Raw genomic sequence first — 22,551 nt, forward strand, 5'->3', positions numbered from 1 at the left:
GCCAGCGTCTTCGGTGTGCGCCCTGGCCGTGGCCCGGGCCCGGCACCGACCCCTTTTTTGAGAGACTGTTATGACGATCCAATCCTCGTGCGACGATATCCGGGTGCTGGCCGAAGCGGGCATCTGCACCATCACCTTCAACCGGGTGGCCAAGAAGAACTCGCTGACCGGCGCCATGTACCTGGCCCTGGCGGAGGTCTTGCAGCAGGCCGCCAGCAGCGCCGAGGTGCGCGTGGTGCTGTTCCAGGGCGATGCCTCGGTGTTCACGGCGGGCAACGACCTGGGCGATTTCCTCCACGGCCCCAAGCCCGATGACAACGCGCCGCCGTTCCAGTTTTTGCAGGCACTGGCCGCGTTCCCCAAGCCGATCGTCGCGGCCGTCTGCGGCCCGGCCGTGGGCATTGGCACGACGATGCTGCTGCACTGCGACCTGGTCTATGCCGGTGACAACGCGATGTTCTCGCTGCCCTTTGTCAACCTGGGCTTCTGCCCCGAAGGTGCGTCGAGCCTGCTGTTGCCCCAGCTGATGGGCCACCAGCGTGCCTGCGAGGCCTTGCTGCTGGGCGACCCCTTCATGGCCGAGGCGGCGCTGGAAGTGGGCTTGGTCAACCGCGTGGTGCCACCGACCGAATGCAACACCATTGCCCAGGCGCAGGCGGCCAAGCTGGCGGCCAAGCCGCTGGCATCGCTGATGGCGAGCAAGCGCCTGCTCAAGAGCGGCCAGATGGCGGCCGTTCAGTCGCGCATCGCCGAAGAAGGCCGTGTGTTTGCCGATCTGCTGCAGCAGCCCGCTGCCAAAGAGGCAATGCAGGCCTTTATGGAAAAGCGCAAGCCCAACTTCAGCGGTCTGTGATCCCTGCTTAGGCGCCCTTGGCAGGCACCAGCTTGCCAATGCGGCAGCCCTGCGCTGCCAGCAGCGCGCCAAACGCGGGCGAGCGCAGATAGGCCCATTCCACTGGCCGCTGCTGGCCAATGGCGTCGTCTGGCATCGGCGTTTGCGCCGGGTGGCACATCAACAAGCTGCCGTCTTGGCATTCAGCCAGCCATTGCGCCATCAGGCCGCCATAGGCGGCTTCCGTCGGCGCATCAAAACCATAGATCCCGGCAAAGCCCCGGTTCGTCGCCCAATGCTGGCGCTGCAGCTGGTGGCTGAGGCGCCAGCCGCCCAGGAGCGCAATCGTGGCTGATTTGGCCTGCCAGCGCAGGGCGCCCGCAGGGGCCGTGGAGCGGATCCAGATTTGCCGGGCCGCTGCTGCGCCATAGCGCGCTTCGAGTTCAGCCAGCATCGCCTTGCGCACGCCGGGCAGCTGGTGCACATGCTGGTGGCCATCCACATAGACGGGCGGCATGCCCAGCGCATCCTCAAAGGCATCGAGCTGGCGGCGCCAGGCGTCGCGCAGCGCAGCGGCAGACAGCCGGGCGGTATAGGCCTGGCCGAGAATGCGCGTGATGGGGGTATCGGGCGCTACGCCATGGCCTTCGGTCAGGTTGAAATGCAGGCCCAGGTCCAGCTGGCCGCGCACGGTGGGCAAGGCGCGTGCCGCGTCACGCCAGCCCGGCGCCGTGGTCATGCAACTGGTGGCCGATAAGCGGCCCAGCGCCGCCAGCTCCAGCACGGCGGCATCGACTGCCGGGTGCAGCGCAAAATCGTCGGCGCAAAGGGTGATGTGTTTCATGGTGCGCAGTGCGGCCGAGCGTGGGCAAAGGCCCAGCATTTGGCCGCGGCAAAGGTAAATACCGCCACGACGACCAGCACCGCGACCAGGCTCCAGGCGTAGTGCCAGTGCAGCTGGTGCAGCGCCAGGTAGTAGAGCAGTTCATTGAGGGCAAAGGAGCTGCAGGCGACCAGAAAGAAGCGCGGCAGCGCCTGGGCATGCGGCGCCTTTTTATCGGCAAAGGTCAGCCAGGCGTGCCCGCTGTAGCTGACCACAAAGGCGACCAGAAAGGCCAGTACATTGGCCAGCAGCGGCGCCAGGCCTGCGCCGCCGACCAGCAGCAGCACCACCAGCAAATGGGTGGCAGCGGCCGAGCCGCCCACGGCAATAAACTGCAGCCCCTGGGGCAGTCTGCGCAGGCGATCGGCCAAGGCAGCGATCGGCAAGCTCAGGACTCCGGCGGCATCGGCGCGACCGGTGCGGGCGCGGTGGCGGATGCGGGCACAAGCGGGGGCGCAGCGGGCTCGCTGCTCACGGGGCTGCGGTCGTCGTTGTTCGCCACGATGTACAGGGGCCGGCGCTTGACCTCGTCATAGATGCGGCCGATGTACTCGCCCAGCATGCCGATGGACATCAGCTGCACGCCGGAGAACAGCATCAGGCCGGCGGCCAAGGTCGGCCAGCCATCGATGGGGTTGTCCAGCACCAGTGTCTCGATGGTGATGTAGATGCCGTAGATGATGGCGATGACCGAGATGCAAAAGCCCACCAGGCTCCAGATACGCAGCGGCAAGGTGGTGAACGAGGTCAGGCCCTGGAACGCCAGCGCGAAGAGCCGGTGAAAATTGAAGCTGGACTGGCCGCTGCGCCGGCTGTCGGGCACAAAGGGCAGTGCCACGCTCTTGAAGCCGACCCAGGCGTACAAGCCCTTCATGAAACGGTTGCGCTCGGGCAACTGGCGCAGCGCATCGACGACCTTGCGGTCCATGAGCCGGAAATCGCCGGCATTCTCGGGGATATGGATCGCGTTGTCGCGGTTCATCAGGTAGTAGAACAGCGACGTGCCCCAGCGCTTGGCCTTGGCTTCGCCGGCGCGGTCGGCAATCACGCCGTAGACCATGTCATAGCCGCCCTGCCACAGCTGCACCATCTCAGCAATCAGGGGCAGCGGGTGCTGAAAATCCGCATCGATCAACAGCACCGCATTGCCGCGTGCATAGTCGAGCCCGGCGGTCATCGCCGCTTCCTTGCCAAAATTGCGCGCCAGCTGGATGTAGTGCAGCGGCAGCTGCTGGCCCAGGCGCTGGGCCACCTCATCGGTCGCATCCTTGCTGCCGTCGTTGACCAGCACAATCTCGCATTCCACGGACAGCGCGCGCACCGTCTCGTACAGGGCGGGCAGAAAGGCTTCCAGGTTGCTGGCTTCGTTGTAGGCGGGCACCACGCAGCTCAGGCGCAAGGGCGGCCTGGGCGCTGTGCGGGCGGCGGGCGGGGCGGGGGGCAGGGTATCAGGCATAGATGGGCTGCATTTGCGCGCAGTCTAGCGCATGGCGCGGTGGCATCCAGCAGAATCTGCGATTGCCGTGCAGGGCGCTTGACTGCATACTGCGGTGGATGAGCACCGCCACCTTGCCTGCCCCGCATTCCAAAGCACCAGCCTATGTCTCCATGCAGGGCCTGGATAACGCCTATGTCGAAGGCCTGCGCGACATTTTTGAAGAGCGCATCGTTTTCAACAAGCTGCTGGGGCTCAAGCTCCAGGCCGTGCAGGACGATGCGGTCTGGGCGAGTCTGGAGATGCGCGCCGAGCTGATTGGCCATTTTGGCCTGCAGCGCGTGCACGGGGGCGTCATCAGTGCCAGCCTGGATGCGCTGGGCGGCATCGCGGTGATGGCGGCCTCCGGCGCCAAACATGTGGGTGAGCCGGTGATGCAGCGCCTGATGCGTTTTGCCAAGCTGGGCACCATTGATTTGCGGGTCGACTACCTGCGTCCGGGCACCCACGGCCCTTTTGGGCTGCAGGCCCGGGTGCTGCGCTTGGGCTCGCGGGTGGCGACGACGCGCTCGGATTTTTGCGACAGCAGCGGCCAGGTGCTGGCCACGGCCACGGCGGCCTATATCGTGTCCTGATGCGGGCTGGCGGTACTATTGCGATGTTGGGAAATGTGAGATTTGTCCGACCTATGAAAGTATTGATAGGAAAGGCCGCCATAGTTGCCGCCTGTTACGACTAGTGTCAAATTTTGTGAACACCCTAGCTATAAATTGAATAGCATGTTGAAGCTTTTCACAAGGAGAACCGATGGCTGTACAAAACCCTTTCTTCGGCGGACGCCGTGACAATGACTCTTCTGCCTCCAAATTCATGGGAGGCAATGCTTCGAGTACTTCGGGCAGCACCTTGCCCAGCACCGCAGCGGGCTCTGCCAGCTCCGTGCTCGGCGGCAACCTGAGCGGCCACAAGGCCGACGAGCCCAGCAACCTCTCTCCTACCTCTTCCTACACCAGCACCGTGACCACTGACACCACCGCCGGCACCGGCAGCAAACTGACTGTTGGCCCCAATATCAAGCTCAAGGGCGTTGAGATCACCGATTGCGACACCTTGGTGGTGGAAGGCACGGTCGAGGCCACGATGGATTCGCGCGTGATCCAGATTGCCGCAGAAGGGGCCTTCCGTGGCTCGGCGGAGATCGATATCGCCGAAATCCATGGCGAATTCGAAGGCAACCTGACGGTGCGCGACAAGCTGGTGATTTTTGGCAGCGGCCGTGTGCACGGCAAGATCCGCTACGGCAAGGTCATCATCGAAGAAGGTGGTCAGCTGACCGGCGAGATCGAGTGCTCCAACAGCACGCGCAAAACCGTGGCCGCCAGCACCACGACCAACAAGACGGAAAAGCCCGCCGAAAGCCTGGCTTGATCGCTGAGGCCCCGGCCTCCCGCTTGTGAAAAAGCCGCTGCAGCGCAGATTTGCGTTGCAGCGGCTTTGGTGTTTTTAGGCCGGTCGCCGGTGGCCCATGGCCGGTCAGACCGGCAGCGGCGGCACGGTGCGGGGATGGCCTTCGTCATCGATGGCGACATAGGTCAAGGTCGCCTCGGTCACCTTGAAGAACTGGCCTTGCTTGGACAGGCGCTCGGCAAACACCTCGACCTGGACCGTCATCGACGTGGTGCCCACGCGCACCAGCTTGGCGTAGAACGACAGGATGTCGCCCACGCGCACGGGCTGCTTGAAGATGAATTCATTGACCGCCACGGTGACGGTGCGGCCGCGCGAGTGGCGCAGCGGCAGCACCGAGCCGCCCAGATCCACCTGCGACATGACCCAGCCGCCAAAGATATCGCCGTTGGCATTGCAGTCGGCGGGCATGGGAACCACGCGCAAAACCAGCTCTTTGTCCTGGGGAAGCGCGTTGGATGCGGTGCGTGGGGTATTCATGGTCACAATGGAGGTCTATAACAAACCCACCATTGTCTCCGATGCGACGTTATGCCGAGGCGCCTGCCGCCACAAGCCCTACCCCTAGTGATGGAAAAAATCTGACCGCTGGCGACGGCCGTACCTTGAAGCGACTGCTGCCGTATTTGTGGACCTACAAGTGGCGGGTGCTCGCCGCCCTGGTGCTGATGGTGGGGGCCAAGGTGGCCAATGTCGGCGTGCCGGTACTGCTCAAGCATGTGGTCGATGCGCTCGATATCCGGCCCGGCCAACCCCAGGCCTTGCTGGTGGTGCCGGTGGGCCTGCTGCTGGCCTACGGGGGCCTGCGGCTTTTGACCTCGGTGTTTGGCGAGCTGCGCGAGCTGGTGTTTTCCAAAGCCACGCAGGGCGCCGCGCGCGCGATTGCGCTGCAGACCTTTGAGCATCTGCATGCGATGAGCCTGCGCTTTCACCTCGAGCGCCAGACCGGCGGCATGACGCGCGATATCGAGCGCGGCGTCAAAGGGGTGGAGTCGCTCATCTCGTACTCGCTCTACAGCATCGTGCCCACCTTGATCGAGCTGGCGCTGGTGCTGGGCATTCTGGCCGTGCAGTTCGATATCTGGTTTGCCATCATCACCATCGTTGCGCTCACGGTCTACATCACGTTCACCGTGGTGGTCACCCAGTGGCGCACGCATTTTCGGCGCGAGGCGAACCTGATCGACTCCTCGGCGCACAGCAAGGCGATTGACTCGCTGCTGAACTACGAGACGGTGAAATACTTCAACAACGAGGCCTTTGAAGCCCAGCGCTATGACGGGGATCTGGAAAAACTGCGCCGCTCGCGCCTCAAGAGCCAAAGCAGCCTGAGCCTGCTCAACAGTGGCCAGCAGCTGATCATTGCAGTCGCGCTGGTCGCAATGCTGTGGCGTGCCACCCAGGGCGTGGTCGACGGCCGGCTCAGCCTGGGCGATCTGGTGATGATCAATGCCTTCATGATCCAGCTGTACATTCCGCTCAATTTCCTGGGCACCTTGTACCGCGAGATCAAGCAAAGCCTGACCGACCTGGACCGCATGTTTGTGCTGATGGACCAGCAGCGCGAGGTGGCCGATGCGCCGACGGCCCAGCCGCTGGCGCTGCAGGCCGAGCCTGAGCTGCGTTTTGACGACGTGCATTTTGCCTACCACCCGGGCCGCCCCATTTTGCAGGGCCTGAGCTTTGTCGTGCCTGCGGGCAAGACCGTCGCGGTGGTGGGCCCTTCGGGCGCCGGCAAATCCACGCTCGCGCGGTTGATCTTTCGTTTTTACGATGTGCAGGCGGGCGCCATCCGCATTGCGGGCCAGGACATCCGCGATCTGACGCAGGACAGCCTGCGCCGCGCCATCGGCATCGTGCCGCAGGACACCGTGCTGTTCAATGACACCGTCGCCTACAACATCGCCTATGGCCGGCCCGGCGCATCGCAACAGGAGATCGTGCAGGCTGCGCAGGCCGCGCGCATCCACACGATGATCGCCGCCTCACCCGAAGGCTATGCCACCCGTGTGGGTGAGCGCGGGCTCAAGCTCTCGGGCGGCGAAAAGCAGCGCGTGGCCATTGCCCGCACCTTGCTCAAGAACCCGCCGATCCTCATCTTTGACGAGGCCACCTCGGCGCTGGACTCGGCCAGCGAGCGCGCCATCCAGCAGGAGCTGCAAAAGGCCGCGCAGGGCAAGACCACCTTGGTGATTGCCCACCGCCTGTCCACCGTGGTGGATGCGCATGAAATCCTGGTGATGGACGCCGGCCGCATTGTGGAGCGCGGCACCCATGCGCAGCTGCTGGCGCAGGGTGCGCGCTATGCCAGCATGTGGGCCTTGCAGCGCAACCAGGTGCAGCAGTAGATTGAAATTTGCTTAGCGCTTGCTGCGCGAGAGCCGCTTGGCGTTGCTTACGGCCTTGGCATGGACGGGTGTGATGCCGGCGTTGAGCACGTCGGTGACGGCCCGTACCTGCTGCGTGACCATACGCGAGGTAGCCTTGCCCACGCCAAAGGCGGCCAGCGGGTTGCTGCTGCCGGGGGTGAACGGCCCTGGGACGGTATACAGGCTGGCGGCGGCCTGCCAGTAGGCTGTACAGGCCTGGGTCCACATCCCGATCCAGGATTCGTAAAAGGCGGTGACCTTTTCGTTGCTCATGCGGTAGAACTCTTGCTGGTCGCGCGCCGAAGGCTGGGTGCCAGCGAGCATCATGCGGCCCACGCGTTGTGCGACCACCTGGGGAGCAGCCAAGCTGAGCTCCAGGCTTTTGGTGGCCAGATTCTGGACCTTGGCTTGGGTAGTGTGTCTTGCAGTCATGGGCATTCCCAGTGGGTTAAAACTAGGGAAATTGTAGAAAGCTTTGAAGAATGCTGCATTGCAGCAACTTCACCTGCCTGCACCCATGGTTATTGCTTAAGCCATTGATATGAAAAGAATACCTGTATTTCTTGCACCATTCTTGTGGGGTAGGTGCAGCGCTTGACCTGGCCTAGGACTGCGCATTGTTTGCAATGGCTGGCGCGTCCTGTTGCTGCAGCGCCTCCAGCTCGTCGCTGCTGAAGACGCGCGAGCGCGTGTGAAAGGCCTTGCCCTCGGGGCCTTCGAGTGAGAAGGTGCCGCCGCCGTGCGTGTCGATCACATCGATGATCAGCTGGGTGTGCTTCCAGTACGCGTACTGGGAGGTGCTCATGTAAAACGGGCAGCCCCCTATATCGCCCAGGTAGACATCGCCCTGGCCAATCGTCAGCTCGCCCAGCAGGTAGCAGTTGGCCGCGCTGTTGTCGCAGCAGCCGCCCGATTGGTGAAACATCAGGCCAGGGCCATGCTTGTCTTTGAGCAAGGCAATCAGCGCTTGCGCGGCCGGGGTGGCCACTACCTTTTCCACAACCATGTTGCTGTCTCCTGTGAGGTGGGCAAGGCAGGTGCCATGCCGGCGGGAATGGGTGGTGTTGCACAGGCGGTGTGCGTGGCCCCAGCCCTGACTGCTGAGGCAGCCTGGGTCGGGCACACCGCCCTGCATACCCTGTCTATTAGAAGAAGCCCAGCTTGTTTTCGGAGTAGGACACCAACAGATTCTTGGTCTGCTGGTAGTGGTTGAGCATCATCTTGTGGTTCTCACGGCCGATGCCGGACTCTTTGTAACCGCCAAAGGCGGCATGCGCGGGGTAGTGGTGGTAGCAGTTGGTCCAGACGCGGCCCGCCTTGATCGCGCGGCCCATGCGGTAGGCCAGGTTGCCATTGCGCGTCCACACACCTGCGCCCAGGCCGTACAGCGTATCGTTGGCCAGCTCCAGCGCTTCTTCTTCGGTCTTGAAGGTGGTGACCGCCAACACCGGGCCAAAGATTTCTTCCTGGAAGATGCGCATCTTGTTGTGGCCCTTGAACACCGTGGGCTGTACATAGTAGCCGCCGTCCAGGTCGCCGCCAAGCTTGGCTTCGGCGCCGCCGATCAGCACTTCAGCGCCTTCCTGGCGGCCCAGGTCCAGGTAGCTGCTGATCTTGATCAGCTGCTCCTTGCTGGCCTGCGCGCCCATCATGCTGTCGGTGTCCAGCGGGTTGCCATGCTTGATGGCGGCAATGCGCTTGAGCACTTTTTCCATGAAGCGGTCATAGATGGACTCATGGATCAGCGCGCGGCTGGGGCAGGTGCAGACCTCGCCCTGGTTGAAGGCAAACAGCACCAGGCCTTCGATCGCCTTGTCGAGGAAGGCGTCGTCCTGGTCCATCACATCGGCAAAGAACACATTGGGCGACTTGCCGCCCAGCTCCAAGGTGGCCGGAATCAGGTTGTTGGCAGCGGCCTGGGCGATGACGCGGCCGGTGCTGGTCGAGCCGGTAAAGGCAATCTTGGCGATGCGCTTGCTGTTGGCCAGCGGCATGCCGGCCTCGCGGCCATAGCCGTTGACCACGTTAAGCACGCCGGCGGGCAGCAGGTCTTCGATCAACTCGATGAGGATCAGCAGGCTGATGGGGGTGGATTCTGCGGGCTTGAGCACCACGCAGTTGCCCGCAGCAATGGCGGGGGCCAGTTTCCAGGCAGCCATCAGGATGGGGAAGTTCCAGGGAATGATCTGGCCCACAACGCCCAGCGGCTCGTGGTAATGGTAGGCCACCGTCGTGTAGTCAATCTCGCTGATGCCGCCTTCCTGCGCCCGCAGCGCGCCGGCAAAGTAGCGGAAGTGGTCGGCCGACAGAGGAATGTCGGCATTGAGCGTCTCGCGGATCGCCTTGCCGTTGTCCACCGTTTCGGCGTAGGCCAGCAGTTCGGTATTGGCGTCGATGCGCTCGGCAATCTGCAGCAGCACATTGGAGCGCTCGGTGGCTGATTTCTTGCCCCAGGCATCGGCCGCGGCATGGGCGGCATCCAGTGCCAGCTCCACATCTTCGGCGGTCGAGCGTGCGGCCTGTGTGTAGACCTGGCCGTTGATCGGCGAGATCACATCAAAGTACTGGCCCTTGACCGGCGCCTTCCACTGGCCGCCAATGAAGTTGTTGTACTGCTTTTTGTAGCTGATCTTGGCGCCCGATTGGCCGGGAAATACGTATTGCATGGTGTGTCTCCTTGGAAATGGATATCGCAAGCTGATTCGTGCCGGATGCCAGCAGGAAAAGGCACGAGTCACACCTGAGATATCAAGATGCATGCCAGGCCCGATTGCGTGCCAAGTGCTTGATTTGTATCAGTCCCGCTGGCCGCGATGGCTGGCGTTGGAACAGCGCCGGACAATGCAGGTGTTCCAATCTGGAACAGTCGGACAGCGGCATGGCTATTCACGGCGACTCCGTGCGGCCGCTTTCCTATACTGTCCCCATGGGCCTGCGCAGACAGGCTTGCAAGGAGACAACATGGATCCCCAGATCACCTCCCAGGTGCTGCGCCAGGCACGGGTGCATTTGTTGGCACATGGTGAATGCCCGCCCGGGGCGGTGCAGGCGCGCATTGCCAGCTCCTGGCAACGCAGCCTGCGCGCAGGGGTACAGCCAGTCGGCCGGGTGTCTTACGGCGACCCGCTCACCGGCTCCGAAATGCGCCAGGTGCTCACGCGCAGCGAAGACCTGCTGGCCATTGCCCGGCCGGTGATGGACTATGTGTTCGAGCAGATCCAGGACAGCCACAGCATGGTCATCCTGGCCAACGCCCAAAGCACCCTGCTGCACACCTTGGGTGACGCCCCTTTCCTGAACAAGGCCGAGCGCGTGGCGTTGCGCAGTGGCGCGATCTGGACCGAAGAGGCGCGTGGCACGAATGCGATTGGCACGGCGCTGGTGGAAGCCACGCCGCTGCGCGTCGAAGGCGCGGAGCACTTTCTGGAGGCCAACAGTTTTTTGAACTGCGCAGCCTCGCCCATCTTCAGCGCCCAGGGCCAGCTGCTGGGCGTGCTCGATATCTCTGGCGACCAGCGCCTGGCCCAGGCCCATACCTTGGGGCTGGCCACCACCGCTGCCCGCATGATCGAAAACCGCTGGCTGCTGGCACGCCACCAGCGCGACTGGCGCATGCATTTCCACACCCAGGCCGAAGGGGTGGGTACCGCCGCCGAAGGCATTCTGGCGCTGACGCCCGATGGTTTGCTGCTGGGCGGCAACCGCACCGCCATGCAAAGCCTCAAGATTGCCGCGGCCGACTGGGGCCATCTGCACTGGGACGACATCAGCGCGATGCCGCTGCGCGACTGGCTGGCCCGGGGCCATACCCAGACCGAGCGCTTGCATCTGGCGGCCCTGCACACCGGCCGCAGCGTGTTTGCGCGCCTGGTGCTGCCTCAGGCATCACACGCCACGCCGGTGGGCGCTGCACCGCCCGCGCTGCCAGGCGATCGCGCGGGCCGGGCGCCGCTCGTGGCCGTGCCCCAGCCAGCGGCGCCCGATGCGCTGGCCCGGCTGGACACCGGTGACCCGGGCTGGCGCGCTGCGGCCGAGCGCGGGCGGCGCACCTGGGGCAAGGGCATTGCCTTGCTGGTGCAGGGCGAATCGGGCGTAGGCAAGGAGCTGTTTGCGCGCGCGCTGCACGACAGCAGCGCACGCCATGCCGCGCCTTTTGTGGCCATCAATTGCGCGGCGATTCCGGAGCATTTGATCGAGGCCGAGCTGTTTGGCTACGAGTCCGGGGCTTTCACCGGCGCCCGGCGCGATGGCCAACTGGGCCGCTTGCGCGAGGCCCAGGGCGGCACGCTTTTCCTCGATGAAATTGGCGATATGCCGCTGGCGCTGCAAACCCGTTTGCTGCGTGTGCTGCAGGAGCGCAGCATCACGCCGTTGGGCGGCGGCAAGGCCCAGCAGCTCGATTTTGCGCTGGTCTGTGCCACCCACCACCAGCTGCGCGAGGCGGTGGCGCAGGGGCGCTTTCGGGCCGATCTGTTCTACCGTATCAACGGCCTGGCCTTGCAGCTGCCCGCGCTGCGCGAGCGCAGCGACCGCGAGGCCATCACCCGCCGCTTGCTGGACCAGTTCAACCCCAGCCAGCCGGTACGGCTGCATCCTGATCTGGCCTTTGCAATGGCGCACTACCCCTGGCCCGGCAATCTGCGCGAGTACGCCAACGCGCTGCAGACCGCATCGGCGCTGTTGCTGCCCGGCGAGGACACGATTGGCTGGTCGCAGCTCTCCGACGATCTGGCGCAGGAGCTGCTGCGCTACCGCGAGGGCGCGCCGATGGCGGTAGCCGCTTTGGCCGCGCAAGCGCAGCCACCCAGCCTGCCGGCCACCGATCTGAAAACCCTCTCGCACACCGCCATTGCGCAGATGCTGCAGCAGTGCCGGGGCAATGTATCACAGGCGGCCAAGCTGCTGGGCATCAGCCGGCAGACCCTGTACCGCCGGCTCAAGACGGCTTAGGCTTAGCTGCATGGCCTAAGATAGCTGCTGCGCCGGCACATGGTGTGCCGCCTGTTTGTTGGAATGCCCATGCCCGCCTCTGAAAACCCTGCTGTCGCCACCTGGTCTTCGCGCTGGTGGGCCGATATCAGCACGCGCGAATTTGCCCAGGCGCAGACCAGCGGCCTGGCGGCCAGCACGGTGGCGGTGCTGCCCGTCGGCGCAGTGGAGCAGCATGGCCCGCATTTGCCAGTCTCTGTCGATGCCACCTTGCTGCAAGGCATTGTGGCGGCGGCCATGCCGCTGCTGCCAGCCGATGTGCCCGTGCTGGTGCTGCCGGCGCAGAACATTGGCCTGAGCACCGAGCACCTGAACTTTCCCGGCACCTTGAGCCTGCCGCCCAAGCTCATCATCGACCTGTGGACGGCGCTGGGCCAGGCGGTGGCGCGTGCGGGTATCCGCAAGCTGCTGATGTTCAACACCCATGGCGGGCAGGTGGCGGTGATGGATATCGTCGCGCGCGAGCTGCGCATCGCCAATGGCATGCTGGTCTACAGCAGCAGCTGGGGCGGCCTGCCGTTGCCCGCCGAAGTGACGGGCCTGTTCAGCGCCGAGGAGCACCGCTTTGGCATCCATGGCGGCGAGGTGGAAACCTCGATGATGCTGCACCTTGCACCCGCGCAGGTGGACATGGCGCAGGCGGGTTGCTTCCATTCCACGTCGCAGGACCGGGCGGGGCGCTTTGCGATTGTGGGCAATGGCAAGAGCGCCAAGATGGGCTGGGCGATGGAAGACTACAACCCCTGCGGCGCCGTTGGCAATGCCGCGGGTGCCACGGCAGACAAAGGCCGGGCGGTGGTCGAGGCAGCGGCCCAGCAACTGGCATTGCTGCTGCAGGAGATCCACCAGCTGGCGTGGACGGTGCCGCCGCGCTGATGGCTACCCGCTGAGGATCAACCCCGCAGCACCTCGCTGAACACGGCCGCATCGACATTGCCGCCGGTCAGCGCCAGGCCCACGGTCTGGCCGGTGATCTGTTCGCGCTCCTGCAGCGCGGCGGCCAGGGCGCCGGCACCGGCGCCTTCGGCCACATTGTGGGTGTCGGTAAACAGGAAGCGCATCGCTGCGCGCACCTCGTCGTCGCTGACGGCCACCAGGTGGTCCAGGTGCTGGCGCAGCACCGGCAGGGCCATCGGGTCGGCGCGGCGCACGGCCATGCCGTCGGCAATCTCGGTGCTGACCACCGCCTCGACTACTTCACCGGCGGCGATGGAATCACGGTAGGTGGTGGCGCCGGTGCTGATCACGCCGACAATGCGCACCGGGTGCTGCAAGGCCAGCTTGGCCGCCACGGCGGCGCAGGCGCCCGAGCCCAGGCCAATGGGCACATAGACGGTCTGCAAATGCGGTACGGCGCGCAAAAATTCCCACCAGTAGGTGCTGACGCCGCTGACCAGGTCCGGGTGGTAGCTGGGCACCATGTGGGCGCCGCTGTGCTCGGCCAGCGCCATCGCATGCTCGCGGGCGGCCTGGAAGTCGTCTCCGTGCTCGATCAGCTCGGCACCCAGCGAACGCATCGCCATGTTCTTCTCGACCGAGTTGCCATGGGGCACGACGATGGTGCAGCGCACGCCATGGCTGCGCGCAGCCCAGGCAATGCTCTGGCCATGGTTGCCGCGCGTGGCGCTGATCACCTGCGCGGGCAGGGTGCCGCGCGCTGCCATCTGTGCAAAGTAAGACAGACCGCCCCGGATCTTGAACGCGCCGACGGGCGTGTGGTTCTCGTGCTTGAGCCAGCACTCGGCCCCCAGGCGTTCGCCCAGCAGCTGCCAGCGGTACTGCGGCGTGGCCTGGAACTCACGGTAGACGATGCGGGAGGCGGCCTCGATTTCGGCGAGGCTGGGCAGGGAGATGGCTTGCATAGATCAGAAAAAAGGGTGCGTTGAAGAGCGGGTCAGAGACGGCTGCGTGCGCAGCTGCACCAGCCCCTTGGGCGTGTGCAAATGCGCGACCAGCGCAGGCGTGGGCGCTTGGGCCACCTGTAAGGCGGGGTGGCTGCCCAGGCCTATTGCCTGCAGCGCGGTGTGCAGGGCCGCTGCATCGGGGTGCAGCAGCTGCAACTGCTGCAGTGCAACGCCTTTATCCGCCATGCTGGCTTCCGGGTGCTGGTCTCCCCATTCAATCAAGGTGGGCAGCAGGCCTTGGAGCAGGCGCTGGCCATCGGGGCGCAGGCCAATTTGCCAGGCCAGCAGGCCCCGGGGCGTTTGCCGGCTGGCGGCCTGGGGCGTGCCGGCGCCATAGCCCAGGGCGCGCAAGGCCTCGGTCGCTTGTGCTATGCCGCTGACGCGCGCGACCCAGTGGGTCAGCTGCGGCCCCTGGCTGCGCACCTGCGCCTGCAGTGCGGCATCGTCCATGTCAAACCAGCGGCGGTGGCTGCGGGGCGCCTGGCCTTGCGGGTCGATCGCGATGACCTCCAGGTAGCTGGCGGCAAAGGCTGGGCTGCTGATGCGCAGCAGGCGGTTGTGGGTGCCCATGAAGGCATGCTGGCCGCCCGCATCGGGCGTCACGCCCAAGCTCGCCTCGCACCAGGCCAGGCCTTCGTCCAGGCTGGCGGCCATGACAACCAGGTGGTCCAGTCCGGCGCCGTTCACAGCAGCACCTCGCCCTGGATGCCTGCGGAGATATGGCCGCCCACCCAGACCTGGCCTGCCGCATCCTGCGCAATGTTGACGATGCCGCTGCGGTCCAGGTTGATGCCCTGGCTGGCGACATAGGGGGCCTGCAGATGGCCCTCGGCCAGCAGCCACTGGGCCAGGCTGGCATTGAGGCTGCCGGTTATCGGGTCTTCGCTGAGGCTGGTGCCGGTGTTGAACCAGACGCGCACCTCGATATCGGCCTCCGGTGGGCGGCTGGCCTGGCCTGTGGCGCCGTCAAACGCACGCGCCTCGCGGCTGGCGCGGCCGATCAGTGCCTTGCCCGCTTGCGGGTACAGCGCGGCCACGGCCAGCTCCATGCCCAGGCCATGCAGCGCCGCCAGATCAGGCTGGATCGCAAGCACGGTGTCGGGGTCGTCCAGCAGCAAGGCCCAGAACACGGGGCCGTTGTTGAGTTTTTGGCTGGTCAGCACCTGGTCTGCCTGCAGCCCGATGGCCTGCAGCACCGGGGCCAGCTCGGCCGCGCTGATGGCGCTGCGGCTGAGCGAGGGTGCGGCAAAGGCCAGCCGGCCATTGCGCGCGTCTTGCTGCAAGGGCACCAGGCCCTTGGCGCATTCCTGCACAATGCGGCCGGTCTGCTGCGGCTGGCCGCCGGCTGCGAGCCAGGCGTGGCAACTGCCCAAGGTCGGGTGGCCGGCAAAAGGCAGCTCGCCGCTGGGGGTGAAGATGCGCACCCGGTAGTCCGCCCCCTGGGCGCGGCCCTCGGGTGTGGGTGGCAGCAAAAAGGTGGTTTCGGACAGATTGGTCCAGCGGGCAAAGGCCTGCATGGCCTCGTCGCTCAGGCCCTCGCCTTCGAGCACCACGGCCAGCGGGTTGCCACGGTAGGCGGTTTCGGAAAACACATCCACCTGCATAAAGGCGCGTGTACGCATAAGAGCTTCCTTTCTTCGGTATTCAGAGAACGACGTGGCCGGTGACCACGCTGTGTACCCGCCCCTGCACCCAGATCTGGCCCTGCGCATCGGCGACCAGGCGCATGCGGCCCGCGCGGCCGATCGCCGCCCCTTGCTGCACGCAGTAGGGCAGAGCGATATGGCCGGCTGCGCTGAGCCACTGGGCCAGGCTGGCATTGAGGCTGCCGGTGGCCGGGTCTTCGGCAATGCCGTGGGCGGTCAAGGTGATGCTGCGTACTTCCAGCACAGGTTCTGCCGCAATCGTGCCGCTGCAGGGCCGGTGGAGGGCGCAGAGGCCGGCCTTGATGCCCAGGGCCCGCAGCGCGGCCGCGTTGGGCTGGGCGCGGGGTAGCACCTCTATATCGCGCATCAGCAAACCCATCCAGCGTGATCCATTGTCCAGCCACTGCGCGGCGACCAGGTCATCGGCCTGCAGTGCCAGGGCGGCCAGCACCTGCGCCTGCACACCGGCGGGTACCTCGCTGCGCTGCAGCGGTGGCGCGGCAAAGGCCAAGCCCTCCAATCCAGCAGCAGCCGAGCGTTGGATGCTGACCAGGCCTTTGGCGCATTCCTGCACCACCCGCTGCGCTTGGCGCGGTGTGCCGCCGGCGTTGAGCCAGGCCTGGCAGCTGCCCAGGGTTGGGTGGCCGGCAAAGGCCAGCTCGCCCGCCGGGGTGAAGATGCGCAAGCGGTAATCGGCGCCACCGTCGGCCCCCTCGGCCGTGGGCGGCAGCACAAAGGTAGTTTCGGACAGGTTGGTCCAGCGCGCAAAGTTCAGCATCGCCGCGGCGCTGAGGCCCTCGCCATCGAGCACCACGGCCAGCGCATTGCCTTGCAGGGCATGGTCGGCAAATACATCGAGCTGGGCAAAGCGGCGTGGCTGCATGGTGGTTGGGTCTTGGGATGTCAACAAATGGTGGGGCGAGCCGTTTTGGCGCGGTGCGGGGAGCGGGCTGGGCGGCGCTTATTCGATCGTGATATCCAACACGCCCCGGCTGGCCGGGCGGGCCAGCATCGCGGCAAACCAGCGCTCCACATGTGGGTAGTGGGGCCGCTGGTAGGCGGCGGCGGGCAGGTTCCACCAGCGGTGCACCTCGCAGGCGACGGGGATATCGGCCATGCCGAACTGTGCGCCTTGCAGATAGGGCTGGCTGGCCAGATGCCGGTCCAGCAGCTGCAGCAAGGGCTCCATTGCGGCGATGGAGGCGGCGATCTTTGGCGCATCGCGCTGCGCGGGGGCGGTGCGGATGAGCTGGATAAACGCATCGCGCCCGGCGGGGTTCATCGTCGTTTGCTGCCAGTCCATCCAGCGCTCGGCATCAAAGCGCTGGGCCAGCGCTGCCGGGTAGAGCACGCCGGGCGCGTAGCGGGCGCAGAGGTAGCGCACGATCACATTGGACTCGAACAGGGTCAGCCGCATGGCGCCTTCGCCGTCTTCGATGGCCGGTACCATCGCATTGGGGTTGCGGGCCAGAAACTCCGGCGTCTGCGTGCCGCCAAACTTGCCGCCGGTGTCTATGCGCTCAAACGCAACGCCCACTTCCTGCGCGGCCCAGACGGCCTTGCGCACATTGATCGAGCTGATGCGGCCCCAGATTTTCAGCATGTCTCTTCCTTGGTATTGGCGCGCGGCCCGCGCACAGGCGGGCTGCGTGGTGGTGGTGTGGCCAGAGTGCCTGCCATGCGGACTGGCGCTCTGGCGATCAGGCCAGCTGGCTTATCGCGCTGCCAGCGCGGCACGCACCGTATCAGCCAGCGCCCGGATCGCAATATGGATCTGCTCTTCCGAGGCCGTTACATAGGACAGGCGCATCGTGCGGTTGTCGGGCTGGCTGGCATAGAAGGCGCTGCCGGGCACATAGGCCACATTGCGCTCGACGGCGGCGGGCAGCATGGCGACGGTATCAATGCCTTCGGGCATGCGCAGCCAGAGGAACATGCCGCCCGTCGGCGTGGTCCACTGCACATCCAGGTCCGCGAAATGTTCAGCCAGCGCGGCCAGCATCGCATCGCGCTGCTTTTTGTAGAGCGTGCGGATGGTGGGCACATGCTGGTCCAGAAAGCCGCTTTGCACCACCTCGGCCACCATGCGCTGGTTGAAGGTGGGCGTGTGCAGATCGGCCGCCTGCTTGGCCTGCAGCAGCTTGGTGTAGACGGCCTTGGGCGCCACCACATAACCCAGGCGCAGGCCGGGTGCCAGCACCTTGGAGAAGGAGCCCAGGTACACGCCGCCCTCGGGGTTGCGGGCGGTCAGCGGGGCAGGGGGCGCCTGGTCGTACCAGAGGTCGCCATAGGGGTTGTCTTCCAGAAACGGAATGCCTAATGTGGCCAGGCGGTCCACCACGGCCTGGCGGCGGGCGTCGTCCATGCTGCGGCCGGTCGGGTTCTGGAAGTTGGGCAGCAGGTAGACCATGCGTGCCTTGTCCGCGCCTTCTCCGGCTTTGCGCACCAGGTCGTCGGGGATCACGCCCTGGTCATCGCTGTCCACCCCCACCACCTGGGGTTGCTGGGGGGAGAAGGCCTGCAGCGCGCCCAGATAGGTGGGGGTCTCCACCAGCAGGCGGCTGCCCTCGTCGAGCAGGATCTTGCCCATCAAATCCAGGCCCTGTTGGGAGCCGGTGGTGATCAGCACCTGGTCGGGGCTGACGTCCCAGGGCAGCTGCTGGGCCACAAACTCGCGCAACGGCGCATAGCCTTCGCTGGCGGCGTATTGCAGCGCAGAGGCGCCGTCTTGCAGCAGCACCTTGTCCGCCGCTTCCTTGAAGGCCGCGATCGGGAAGGTCTTGGGGGAGGGCAAGCCACCGGCCAGGCTGATGATGCCGGGCTTCTCGGTCACTTTCAGGATCTCGCGGATCACCGAGGGGTTCATGCTGGCGGCGCGTTTGGCCAGGGTCCAGTTCGTCATCATTTCCTCATCTCATTACAGGTAGCCGGGGCGACAGCGCCCTGGCCGGGGTGGATGCAGCGCAGAGCCACCTTGGGGTTGGCGTATTGGCAGGGGCCGGGCGTCTGGGATGGCACACGGCGGGCGGCCTCTGCCGGCAGGCTTTTGGCCTGCATGTTGGTTGGTTTGCAGGGGCAGGCCTCATCTCGGGCCTGCCAGTAGGGCTTTGATTGTCCGTCTAGCGGTGGGCTTGTGGGTGGTGGCACAGGCTTTGTTTCTTGCGGGCTTCAGGCCTTGATCATCCAGGCTGCGGTCAGCACCAGGATCAGGGCCATCGCCCGGTTGAACCACAGCAGGCGCTGGCCCTGGGCCAGCCAGCTGCGCAGCAGCGCGCCAACGGAGGCATAGAGAAAGTTGCTAGCAAAGGCGTAAAACAGCATCACCGGCAGCACGATGGCCAGGCGCGTCAGCGCATCCTGAAAGCCGACAATCCAGCCCGCGACAATGGCCAGCGCCAACAACCAGGCCTTGACGTTGACGAATTGCAAGCCCACGGCCTGCCAAAAACCGAGCAGATGGCCGTTTTGGGCCTCAGCCAACCGGCCGCTGCGGCTGAGTTTGTAGGCCAGCCAGACCAGGTAGACAATGCCGACGGCCTTGATGGCGCCTTTGAGGGCGGGCGCCGCCATGACCAGCGCACCAACGCCGCTGGCGCAAAGCAGCAGCAGGGCGCCCCAGCCCAGGGGCACGCCCCAGACAAAGCGCATCGCGGGTTTGAGCCCCCAGTTGGCGCCCATGGCAGCCGCCATCGTGGTGTTGGGTCCGGGGGTAAAGCTCATGGCCGTGGCCAGTACCAGAAATGCGCTGAACTCTACGGCGGTCATGGTCGTTGTCATGGTGATCGTATCTACGGCCCTTGGGGGATCCCATCATGCCCTGCCGCTGCAGCATTCCCGCAGAGCGAGGGCGCAGGCCGGTTGCGGCGGGGACAGTCTGGGCCTCGGGGGCAGGCTTGCCAAAAAATAATGTAGCGCTGATAGCAATACAGTTACAGTACAGACAGAAAATCAATACCATGAACTGTATTGGTGCCAAAACCAGTACATCTCACTCTTTTGCCATGCTGACCCGCGATACCACCCATACCCTGACCGAGCAACTGGCGGCGCGCTTTGCCGAACGCATTCGCTCGCGCCTGCTGCCGGCCGGCGCGCGGCTGCCGTCGGTGCGGGCCTGCGCTGCCCAGCAAAGCGTCAGCCCCTATACCGTGGTCGCGGCCTATGACTTGCTGCAGGCCCAGGGCTTGGTGGAGGCGCGCCGCCAGCGCGGCTTTTATGTGCGTGACTATGTGGCCAAGGCCGTGGTCACCGCGCCATCCGCTGCACCTGCGGCCAAGGACAAGACCTTGAAGGATGCGGTGTCGCTGTCGCTGCCGGCGGCCTCTGCCCGCATCAATGCGACCTCGCTGATCCGGGGCATGATGCACAAGGCCACGCACCCGCAGCCGGGGGCGGGCATGTTCCCGCCCGAATGGCTGCAGAACCAGTTTTTGCAATCGGCGCTGCGCAAGGTCGTGGGCTCGGACGCGCTGCATGCCATGCACTGGAGCTACGGCGCGCCGATGGGCGATGAACTGCTGCGCACGCTGCTGGCCGATCGCCTCAAGGCGCTGGGCTTGCCGGTGGCGTTGGAGCAGGTGATGACCACGATGGGCGCGACCCAGGGCCTGGACATTGTCAGCCGCACCTTGCTGAGAGCCGGTGATGCGGTGATGGTCGAGGAGCCGGGCTGGTCGGTGGAGTTTGCCCGGCTTGCGGCGCTGGGCATGCAGGTGCTGCCGGTGCCGCGCGGGCCCGATGGCCCGGATCTGGCCGTCATGCGCCATTTCTGCGAAACCCATGCGCCCAAGCTCTATGTCAGCGTCAGCGTGCTGCACAACCCCACCAGCTACAGCCTGCACCCGGCAGCCGCCCACCAGGTGCTGCAACTGGCGCAGGCCTTCAATTTCTACATCGTCGAGGACGATACTTACAGCCATATTGCCCCCGAGCATGCCACGCGGCTCAGCGTGCTCGATGGCTTGAAGCGCAGCATCTATGTGAGCGGCTTTGCCAAGATTCTGGCGCCCAACTGGCGCGTGGGTTATATGGCGGCGCCACCCGATCTGGTGGACCGCATGCTGGACACCAAGCTGCTTTCGACCTTGACCAGCCCGGCGCTGATGGAGCGCGCGATGGCGCTGTGTATGGAAAACGGCCAGCTGCGGCGCCATATCGAGCGCATGCGCAGCCACCTGGTGCAGGCGCGCAAGCACAGCGTGCCGCTGGCGCTGGAGGCTGGTTGCCGCTTTGTCACCGAGCCCGCAGGCATGTTCGGCTGGGTCGATACAGGCATGGATACCGAGGTGCTGGCCCAGCGCATGCTCGATGAAAACTACCTGATTGCGCCGGGCAGCCTCTTCCATGCCAGCCGCCAGCCGTCCACGCTGATGCGCATCAACTATGCCTGTACGCAGGACCCGAGCTTCTGGCGGGTTTACCAGCGGGTGCGCGCGGAGTTTGCGCAGGCCGAGTCCATGCCGCGCTGAGCCGCTGAGGGCACAGCGCAGCGCGGCGCCGGATCAGCTGGCCAGCTCTTCCCAGCGCATCAATGCTTCAAGCAGCTGCTCTTCAATGGCGGCATCGCGCTGCTGCAACTGCATCGCCTGGCCATAGTCCTTGGTGTAGAGGCTGCCATCGGCCAGCCTGGCCTGGATGTCCTTTTGCTCGGCCTCCAGCTCGGCAATGCGGGCGGGCAAGGTGTCCAGGTCGCGCTGGTCCTTGTAACTCAGCTTGCGCTTGGGCTGTGCGCTGGGCACGGCTGTTGCAGCGGGCGCTGGCGCGGGGGCAGCGGCGGCGGCCTTGCTCTCTTTGGCCAGCTTGCTGGCTTGCACAGCATCCCGCTGCTCGGCAATCTCACGCGAGCGGCGTGACTGGATCAGCCAGTCCTGCACCGAGCCCTCGTACTCGCGCCAATGGCCATCGCCTTCGGCGGCGATGATGCTGGTGACCACGTTGTCCAAAAAGGTCCGGTCATGGCTGACGAGGAAGACCGTGCCGTCGTACTGCTGCAGCAGGTCTTCCAGCAGGTCCAGGGTGTCGATGTCCAGGTCGTTGGTGGGTTCATCAAGCACCAGCACATTGGCGGGGCGGGCAAACAAGCGGGCCAGCAGCAAGCGGTTGCGCTCGCCACCCGACAGGGAACGCACCGGGGAGTGCGCGCGTGCGGGCGAGAACAGGAAATCGCTCAGGTAGCTTTTCACATGCTTGCGCTGGTTGCCGATCTCGATCCATTCGCTGCCCGGGCTGATGAAGTCCTCCAGGGTTGCATCCAGATTGATGGCATCGCGCATCTGGTCAAAATAGGCCACCTGCAGGTTGGCGCCCTGGCGAATCGTGCCGCTGTCTGCGGCCAACTCGCCCAGAATCATCTTCAGCAAGGTGGTTTTGCCCGCGCCATTGGGGCCGAGCAGACCGATCTTGTCGCCGCGCAGCACCGTGGTGCTGAAGTTGCGCACAATGGTCCGGTCGCCAAAACGCTTGCTGACATCGGTCAGCTCGGCAACGATCTTGCCCTGGTAGGCGCTGCCCGTGCCCGAGGCAATGTCCATCTTCACACTGCCCTGGGCGGTGCGGCGTGCGGCATGCTCGTTGCGCATCACCTTGAGCCGCTCGATCCGGCTCTGGCTGCGCGTGCGGCGGGCTTCGACGCCCTTGCGGATCCAGATCTCTTCCTGGGCCAGCAGTTTGTCGGCCTTGGCATTGATCACCGACTCTTGCACCAACTGCTCCTGCTTTTGCACGACGTACTGCGCAAAGTTGCCGGGGTAGCTGCGCAGCTGGCCACGGTCCAGCTCGACAATGCGGGTCGCGACCGCATCCAGAAAGGAGCGATCGTGGGTAATAGTAATGATGCTGCCCTTGAACTCCTTGAGCAGGTCCTCCAGCCAGGCGATGGAGTCCAGATCCAGGTGGTTGGTCGGCTCGTCGAGAAACAGTACATCGGGGCGCAGCACCAGGGCCTGGGCCAGCGCCACGCGCTTTTTCACACCGCCTGAGAGGTTGCCGACGACCGCTTGTGGGTCCAGGTGCAGGCGCTGCAGGGTT

At 65.2% G+C, this 22,551-nt stretch carries 22 protein-coding genes (1 of these 22 running past the window's edge); 7 read left to right on the forward strand and 15 right to left on the reverse strand.

Annotated elements, in window-relative coordinates:
• The first annotated feature begins 70 nt into the window (after positions 1–70).
• Positions 71–853: an enoyl-CoA hydratase gene (locus ACPEE1_RS04520; protein WP_116926376.1), complete on the forward strand. Its 783-nt coding sequence runs from the start codon at positions 71–73 to the stop codon at positions 851–853.
• 7 nt (positions 854–860) lie between these two features.
• On the opposite strand, the gene ACPEE1_RS04525 is transcribed toward ACPEE1_RS04520, so the two are convergent.
• Genes ACPEE1_RS04525 through ACPEE1_RS04535 form a run of 3 tightly spaced genes read right to left on the reverse strand, consistent with a single transcriptional unit; the run spans position 861 to position 3,171 of the window.
• Positions 861–1,676 (reverse strand): ChbG/HpnK family deacetylase, encoded by an 816-nt coding sequence (locus ACPEE1_RS04525; RefSeq protein ID WP_423935362.1) that lies wholly within the window; start codon positions 1,674–1,676, stop codon positions 861–863.
• Positions 1,673–2,107 carry a GtrA family protein gene (locus ACPEE1_RS04530; protein WP_423936386.1) on the reverse strand — a complete coding sequence of 145 codons (435 nt, stop codon included), beginning with the start codon at positions 2,105–2,107 and terminating at the stop codon, positions 1,673–1,675. Before ACPEE1_RS04530 ends, ACPEE1_RS04525 begins: the two co-directional genes overlap by 4 nt.
• Positions 2,104–3,171: a glycosyltransferase family 2 protein gene (locus tag ACPEE1_RS04535; protein ID WP_116926378.1), complete on the reverse strand. Its 1,068-nt coding sequence runs from the start codon at positions 3,169–3,171 to the stop codon at positions 2,104–2,106. Before ACPEE1_RS04535 ends, ACPEE1_RS04530 begins: the two co-directional genes overlap by 4 nt.
• 98 nt (positions 3,172–3,269) lie before the next feature.
• Between ACPEE1_RS04535 and ACPEE1_RS04540 the strand changes: the two genes are divergently transcribed.
• Positions 3,270–3,785, forward strand: a complete 516-nt coding sequence (locus ACPEE1_RS04540) for a thioesterase family protein (protein ID WP_116926379.1) — start codon at positions 3,270–3,272, stop codon at positions 3,783–3,785.
• 172 nt (positions 3,786–3,957) lie between these two features.
• Entirely contained in the window at positions 3,958–4,578 is a 621-nt protein-coding gene (locus tag ACPEE1_RS04545) for a bactofilin family protein (RefSeq protein ID WP_182343667.1), read from the forward strand.
• Between the two features lie 105 nt (positions 4,579–4,683).
• Here the strand turns inward: ACPEE1_RS04545 and ACPEE1_RS04550 are convergent, their stop codons facing one another.
• Entirely contained in the window at positions 4,684–5,097 is a 414-nt protein-coding gene (locus tag ACPEE1_RS04550; protein WP_021028940.1) for an acyl-CoA thioesterase, read from the reverse strand.
• Between the two features lie 41 nt (positions 5,098–5,138).
• Between ACPEE1_RS04550 and ACPEE1_RS04555 the strand changes: the two genes are divergently transcribed.
• On the forward strand, positions 5,139–6,965 hold the full coding sequence (locus tag ACPEE1_RS04555; RefSeq protein WP_423935365.1) for an ABCB family ABC transporter ATP-binding protein/permease: 1,827 nt from the start codon (positions 5,139–5,141) through the stop codon (positions 6,963–6,965).
• A gap of 12 nt (positions 6,966–6,977) precedes the next feature.
• On the opposite strand, the gene ACPEE1_RS04560 is transcribed toward ACPEE1_RS04555, so the two are convergent.
• The 3 genes from ACPEE1_RS04560 to exaC form a co-directional block, all read right to left on the reverse strand.
• On the reverse strand, positions 6,978–7,418 hold the full coding sequence (locus tag ACPEE1_RS04560) for a polyhydroxyalkanoate granule-associated phasin (protein ID WP_423935367.1): 441 nt from the start codon (positions 7,416–7,418) through the stop codon (positions 6,978–6,980).
• Between the two features lie 172 nt (positions 7,419–7,590).
• A complete protein-coding gene (locus ACPEE1_RS04565; RefSeq protein WP_260718229.1) occupies positions 7,591–7,992 on the reverse strand; it encodes a DUF779 domain-containing protein in 402 nt (133 codons plus the stop codon).
• Between the two features lie 139 nt (positions 7,993–8,131).
• Entirely contained in the window at positions 8,132–9,652 is a 1,521-nt protein-coding gene (gene exaC, locus ACPEE1_RS04570; RefSeq protein ID WP_423935369.1) for an acetaldehyde dehydrogenase ExaC, read from the reverse strand.
• A 295-nt stretch (positions 9,653–9,947) separates the two neighbouring features.
• Here exaC and ACPEE1_RS04575 point away from each other — a divergent pair, with 295 nt between their 5' ends.
• Together ACPEE1_RS04575 and ACPEE1_RS04580 are read left to right on the forward strand one after the other, a co-directional pair.
• Positions 9,948–11,936, forward strand: coding sequence for a sigma-54-dependent Fis family transcriptional regulator (locus ACPEE1_RS04575; protein WP_423935371.1), 1,989 nt, complete (start codon positions 9,948–9,950; stop codon positions 11,934–11,936).
• 69 nt (positions 11,937–12,005) lie between these two features.
• Complete coding sequence (locus ACPEE1_RS04580; RefSeq protein WP_423935373.1) at positions 12,006–12,851, forward strand: creatininase family protein; 846 nt, start codon at positions 12,006–12,008, stop codon at positions 12,849–12,851.
• Between the two features lie 17 nt (positions 12,852–12,868).
• On the opposite strand, the gene ACPEE1_RS04585 is transcribed toward ACPEE1_RS04580, so the two are convergent.
• The 7 genes from ACPEE1_RS04585 to ACPEE1_RS04615 form a co-directional block, all read right to left on the reverse strand.
• Positions 12,869–13,837: a threonine dehydratase gene (locus ACPEE1_RS04585; protein ID WP_423935375.1), complete on the reverse strand. Its 969-nt coding sequence runs from the start codon at positions 13,835–13,837 to the stop codon at positions 12,869–12,871.
• A gap of 3 nt (positions 13,838–13,840) precedes the next feature.
• Positions 13,841–14,566, reverse strand: coding sequence for a VOC family protein (locus ACPEE1_RS04590; protein ID WP_243419462.1), 726 nt, complete (start codon positions 14,564–14,566; stop codon positions 13,841–13,843).
• The gene (locus ACPEE1_RS04595; protein WP_423935377.1) at positions 14,563–15,501 is read right to left on the reverse strand and encodes a PhzF family phenazine biosynthesis protein; all 939 of its coding nucleotides are present in this window, start codon (positions 15,499–15,501) and stop codon (positions 14,563–14,565) included. The genes ACPEE1_RS04590 and ACPEE1_RS04595 overlap by 4 nt, the downstream gene beginning before the upstream one ends.
• 22 nt (positions 15,502–15,523) lie before the next feature.
• Positions 15,524–16,408 carry a PhzF family phenazine biosynthesis protein gene (locus tag ACPEE1_RS04600; protein WP_423935379.1) on the reverse strand — a complete coding sequence of 295 codons (885 nt, stop codon included), beginning with the start codon at positions 16,406–16,408 and terminating at the stop codon, positions 15,524–15,526.
• A gap of 78 nt (positions 16,409–16,486) precedes the next feature.
• The gene (locus ACPEE1_RS04605) at positions 16,487–17,128 is read right to left on the reverse strand and encodes a glutathione S-transferase (protein WP_182343651.1); all 642 of its coding nucleotides are present in this window, start codon (positions 17,126–17,128) and stop codon (positions 16,487–16,489) included.
• Between the two features lie 111 nt (positions 17,129–17,239).
• On the reverse strand, positions 17,240–18,427 hold the full coding sequence (locus tag ACPEE1_RS04610; RefSeq protein ID WP_182343648.1) for a PLP-dependent aminotransferase family protein: 1,188 nt from the start codon (positions 18,425–18,427) through the stop codon (positions 17,240–17,242).
• A gap of 266 nt (positions 18,428–18,693) precedes the next feature.
• Positions 18,694–19,290: a LysE family translocator gene (locus ACPEE1_RS04615; RefSeq protein ID WP_116927847.1), complete on the reverse strand. Its 597-nt coding sequence runs from the start codon at positions 19,288–19,290 to the stop codon at positions 18,694–18,696.
• 236 nt (positions 19,291–19,526) lie between these two features.
• Here ACPEE1_RS04615 and ACPEE1_RS04620 point away from each other — a divergent pair, with 236 nt between their 5' ends.
• A complete protein-coding gene (locus ACPEE1_RS04620) occupies positions 19,527–20,993 on the forward strand; it encodes a PLP-dependent aminotransferase family protein (RefSeq protein ID WP_116927848.1) in 1,467 nt (488 codons plus the stop codon).
• Positions 20,994–21,026: 33 nt separating this feature from the next.
• Here the strand turns inward: ACPEE1_RS04620 and ACPEE1_RS04625 are convergent, their stop codons facing one another.
• Positions 21,027–22,551, reverse strand: the 3' portion of a protein-coding gene (locus ACPEE1_RS04625; protein ID WP_423935382.1) for an ATP-binding cassette domain-containing protein. It continues 392 nt past the right edge of the window; only the last 1,525 of its 1,917 coding nucleotides appear in the window; the start codon falls outside the window, past its right edge — the gene reads right to left on this strand; it ends in the stop codon at positions 21,027–21,029.

Origin of the sequence: Comamonas sp. 23 (assembly GCF_049601575.1) — a bacterium.
In the GTDB taxonomy this organism is placed as follows: Bacteria; Pseudomonadota; Gammaproteobacteria; order Burkholderiales; family Burkholderiaceae_C; genus Comamonas; species Comamonas squillarum.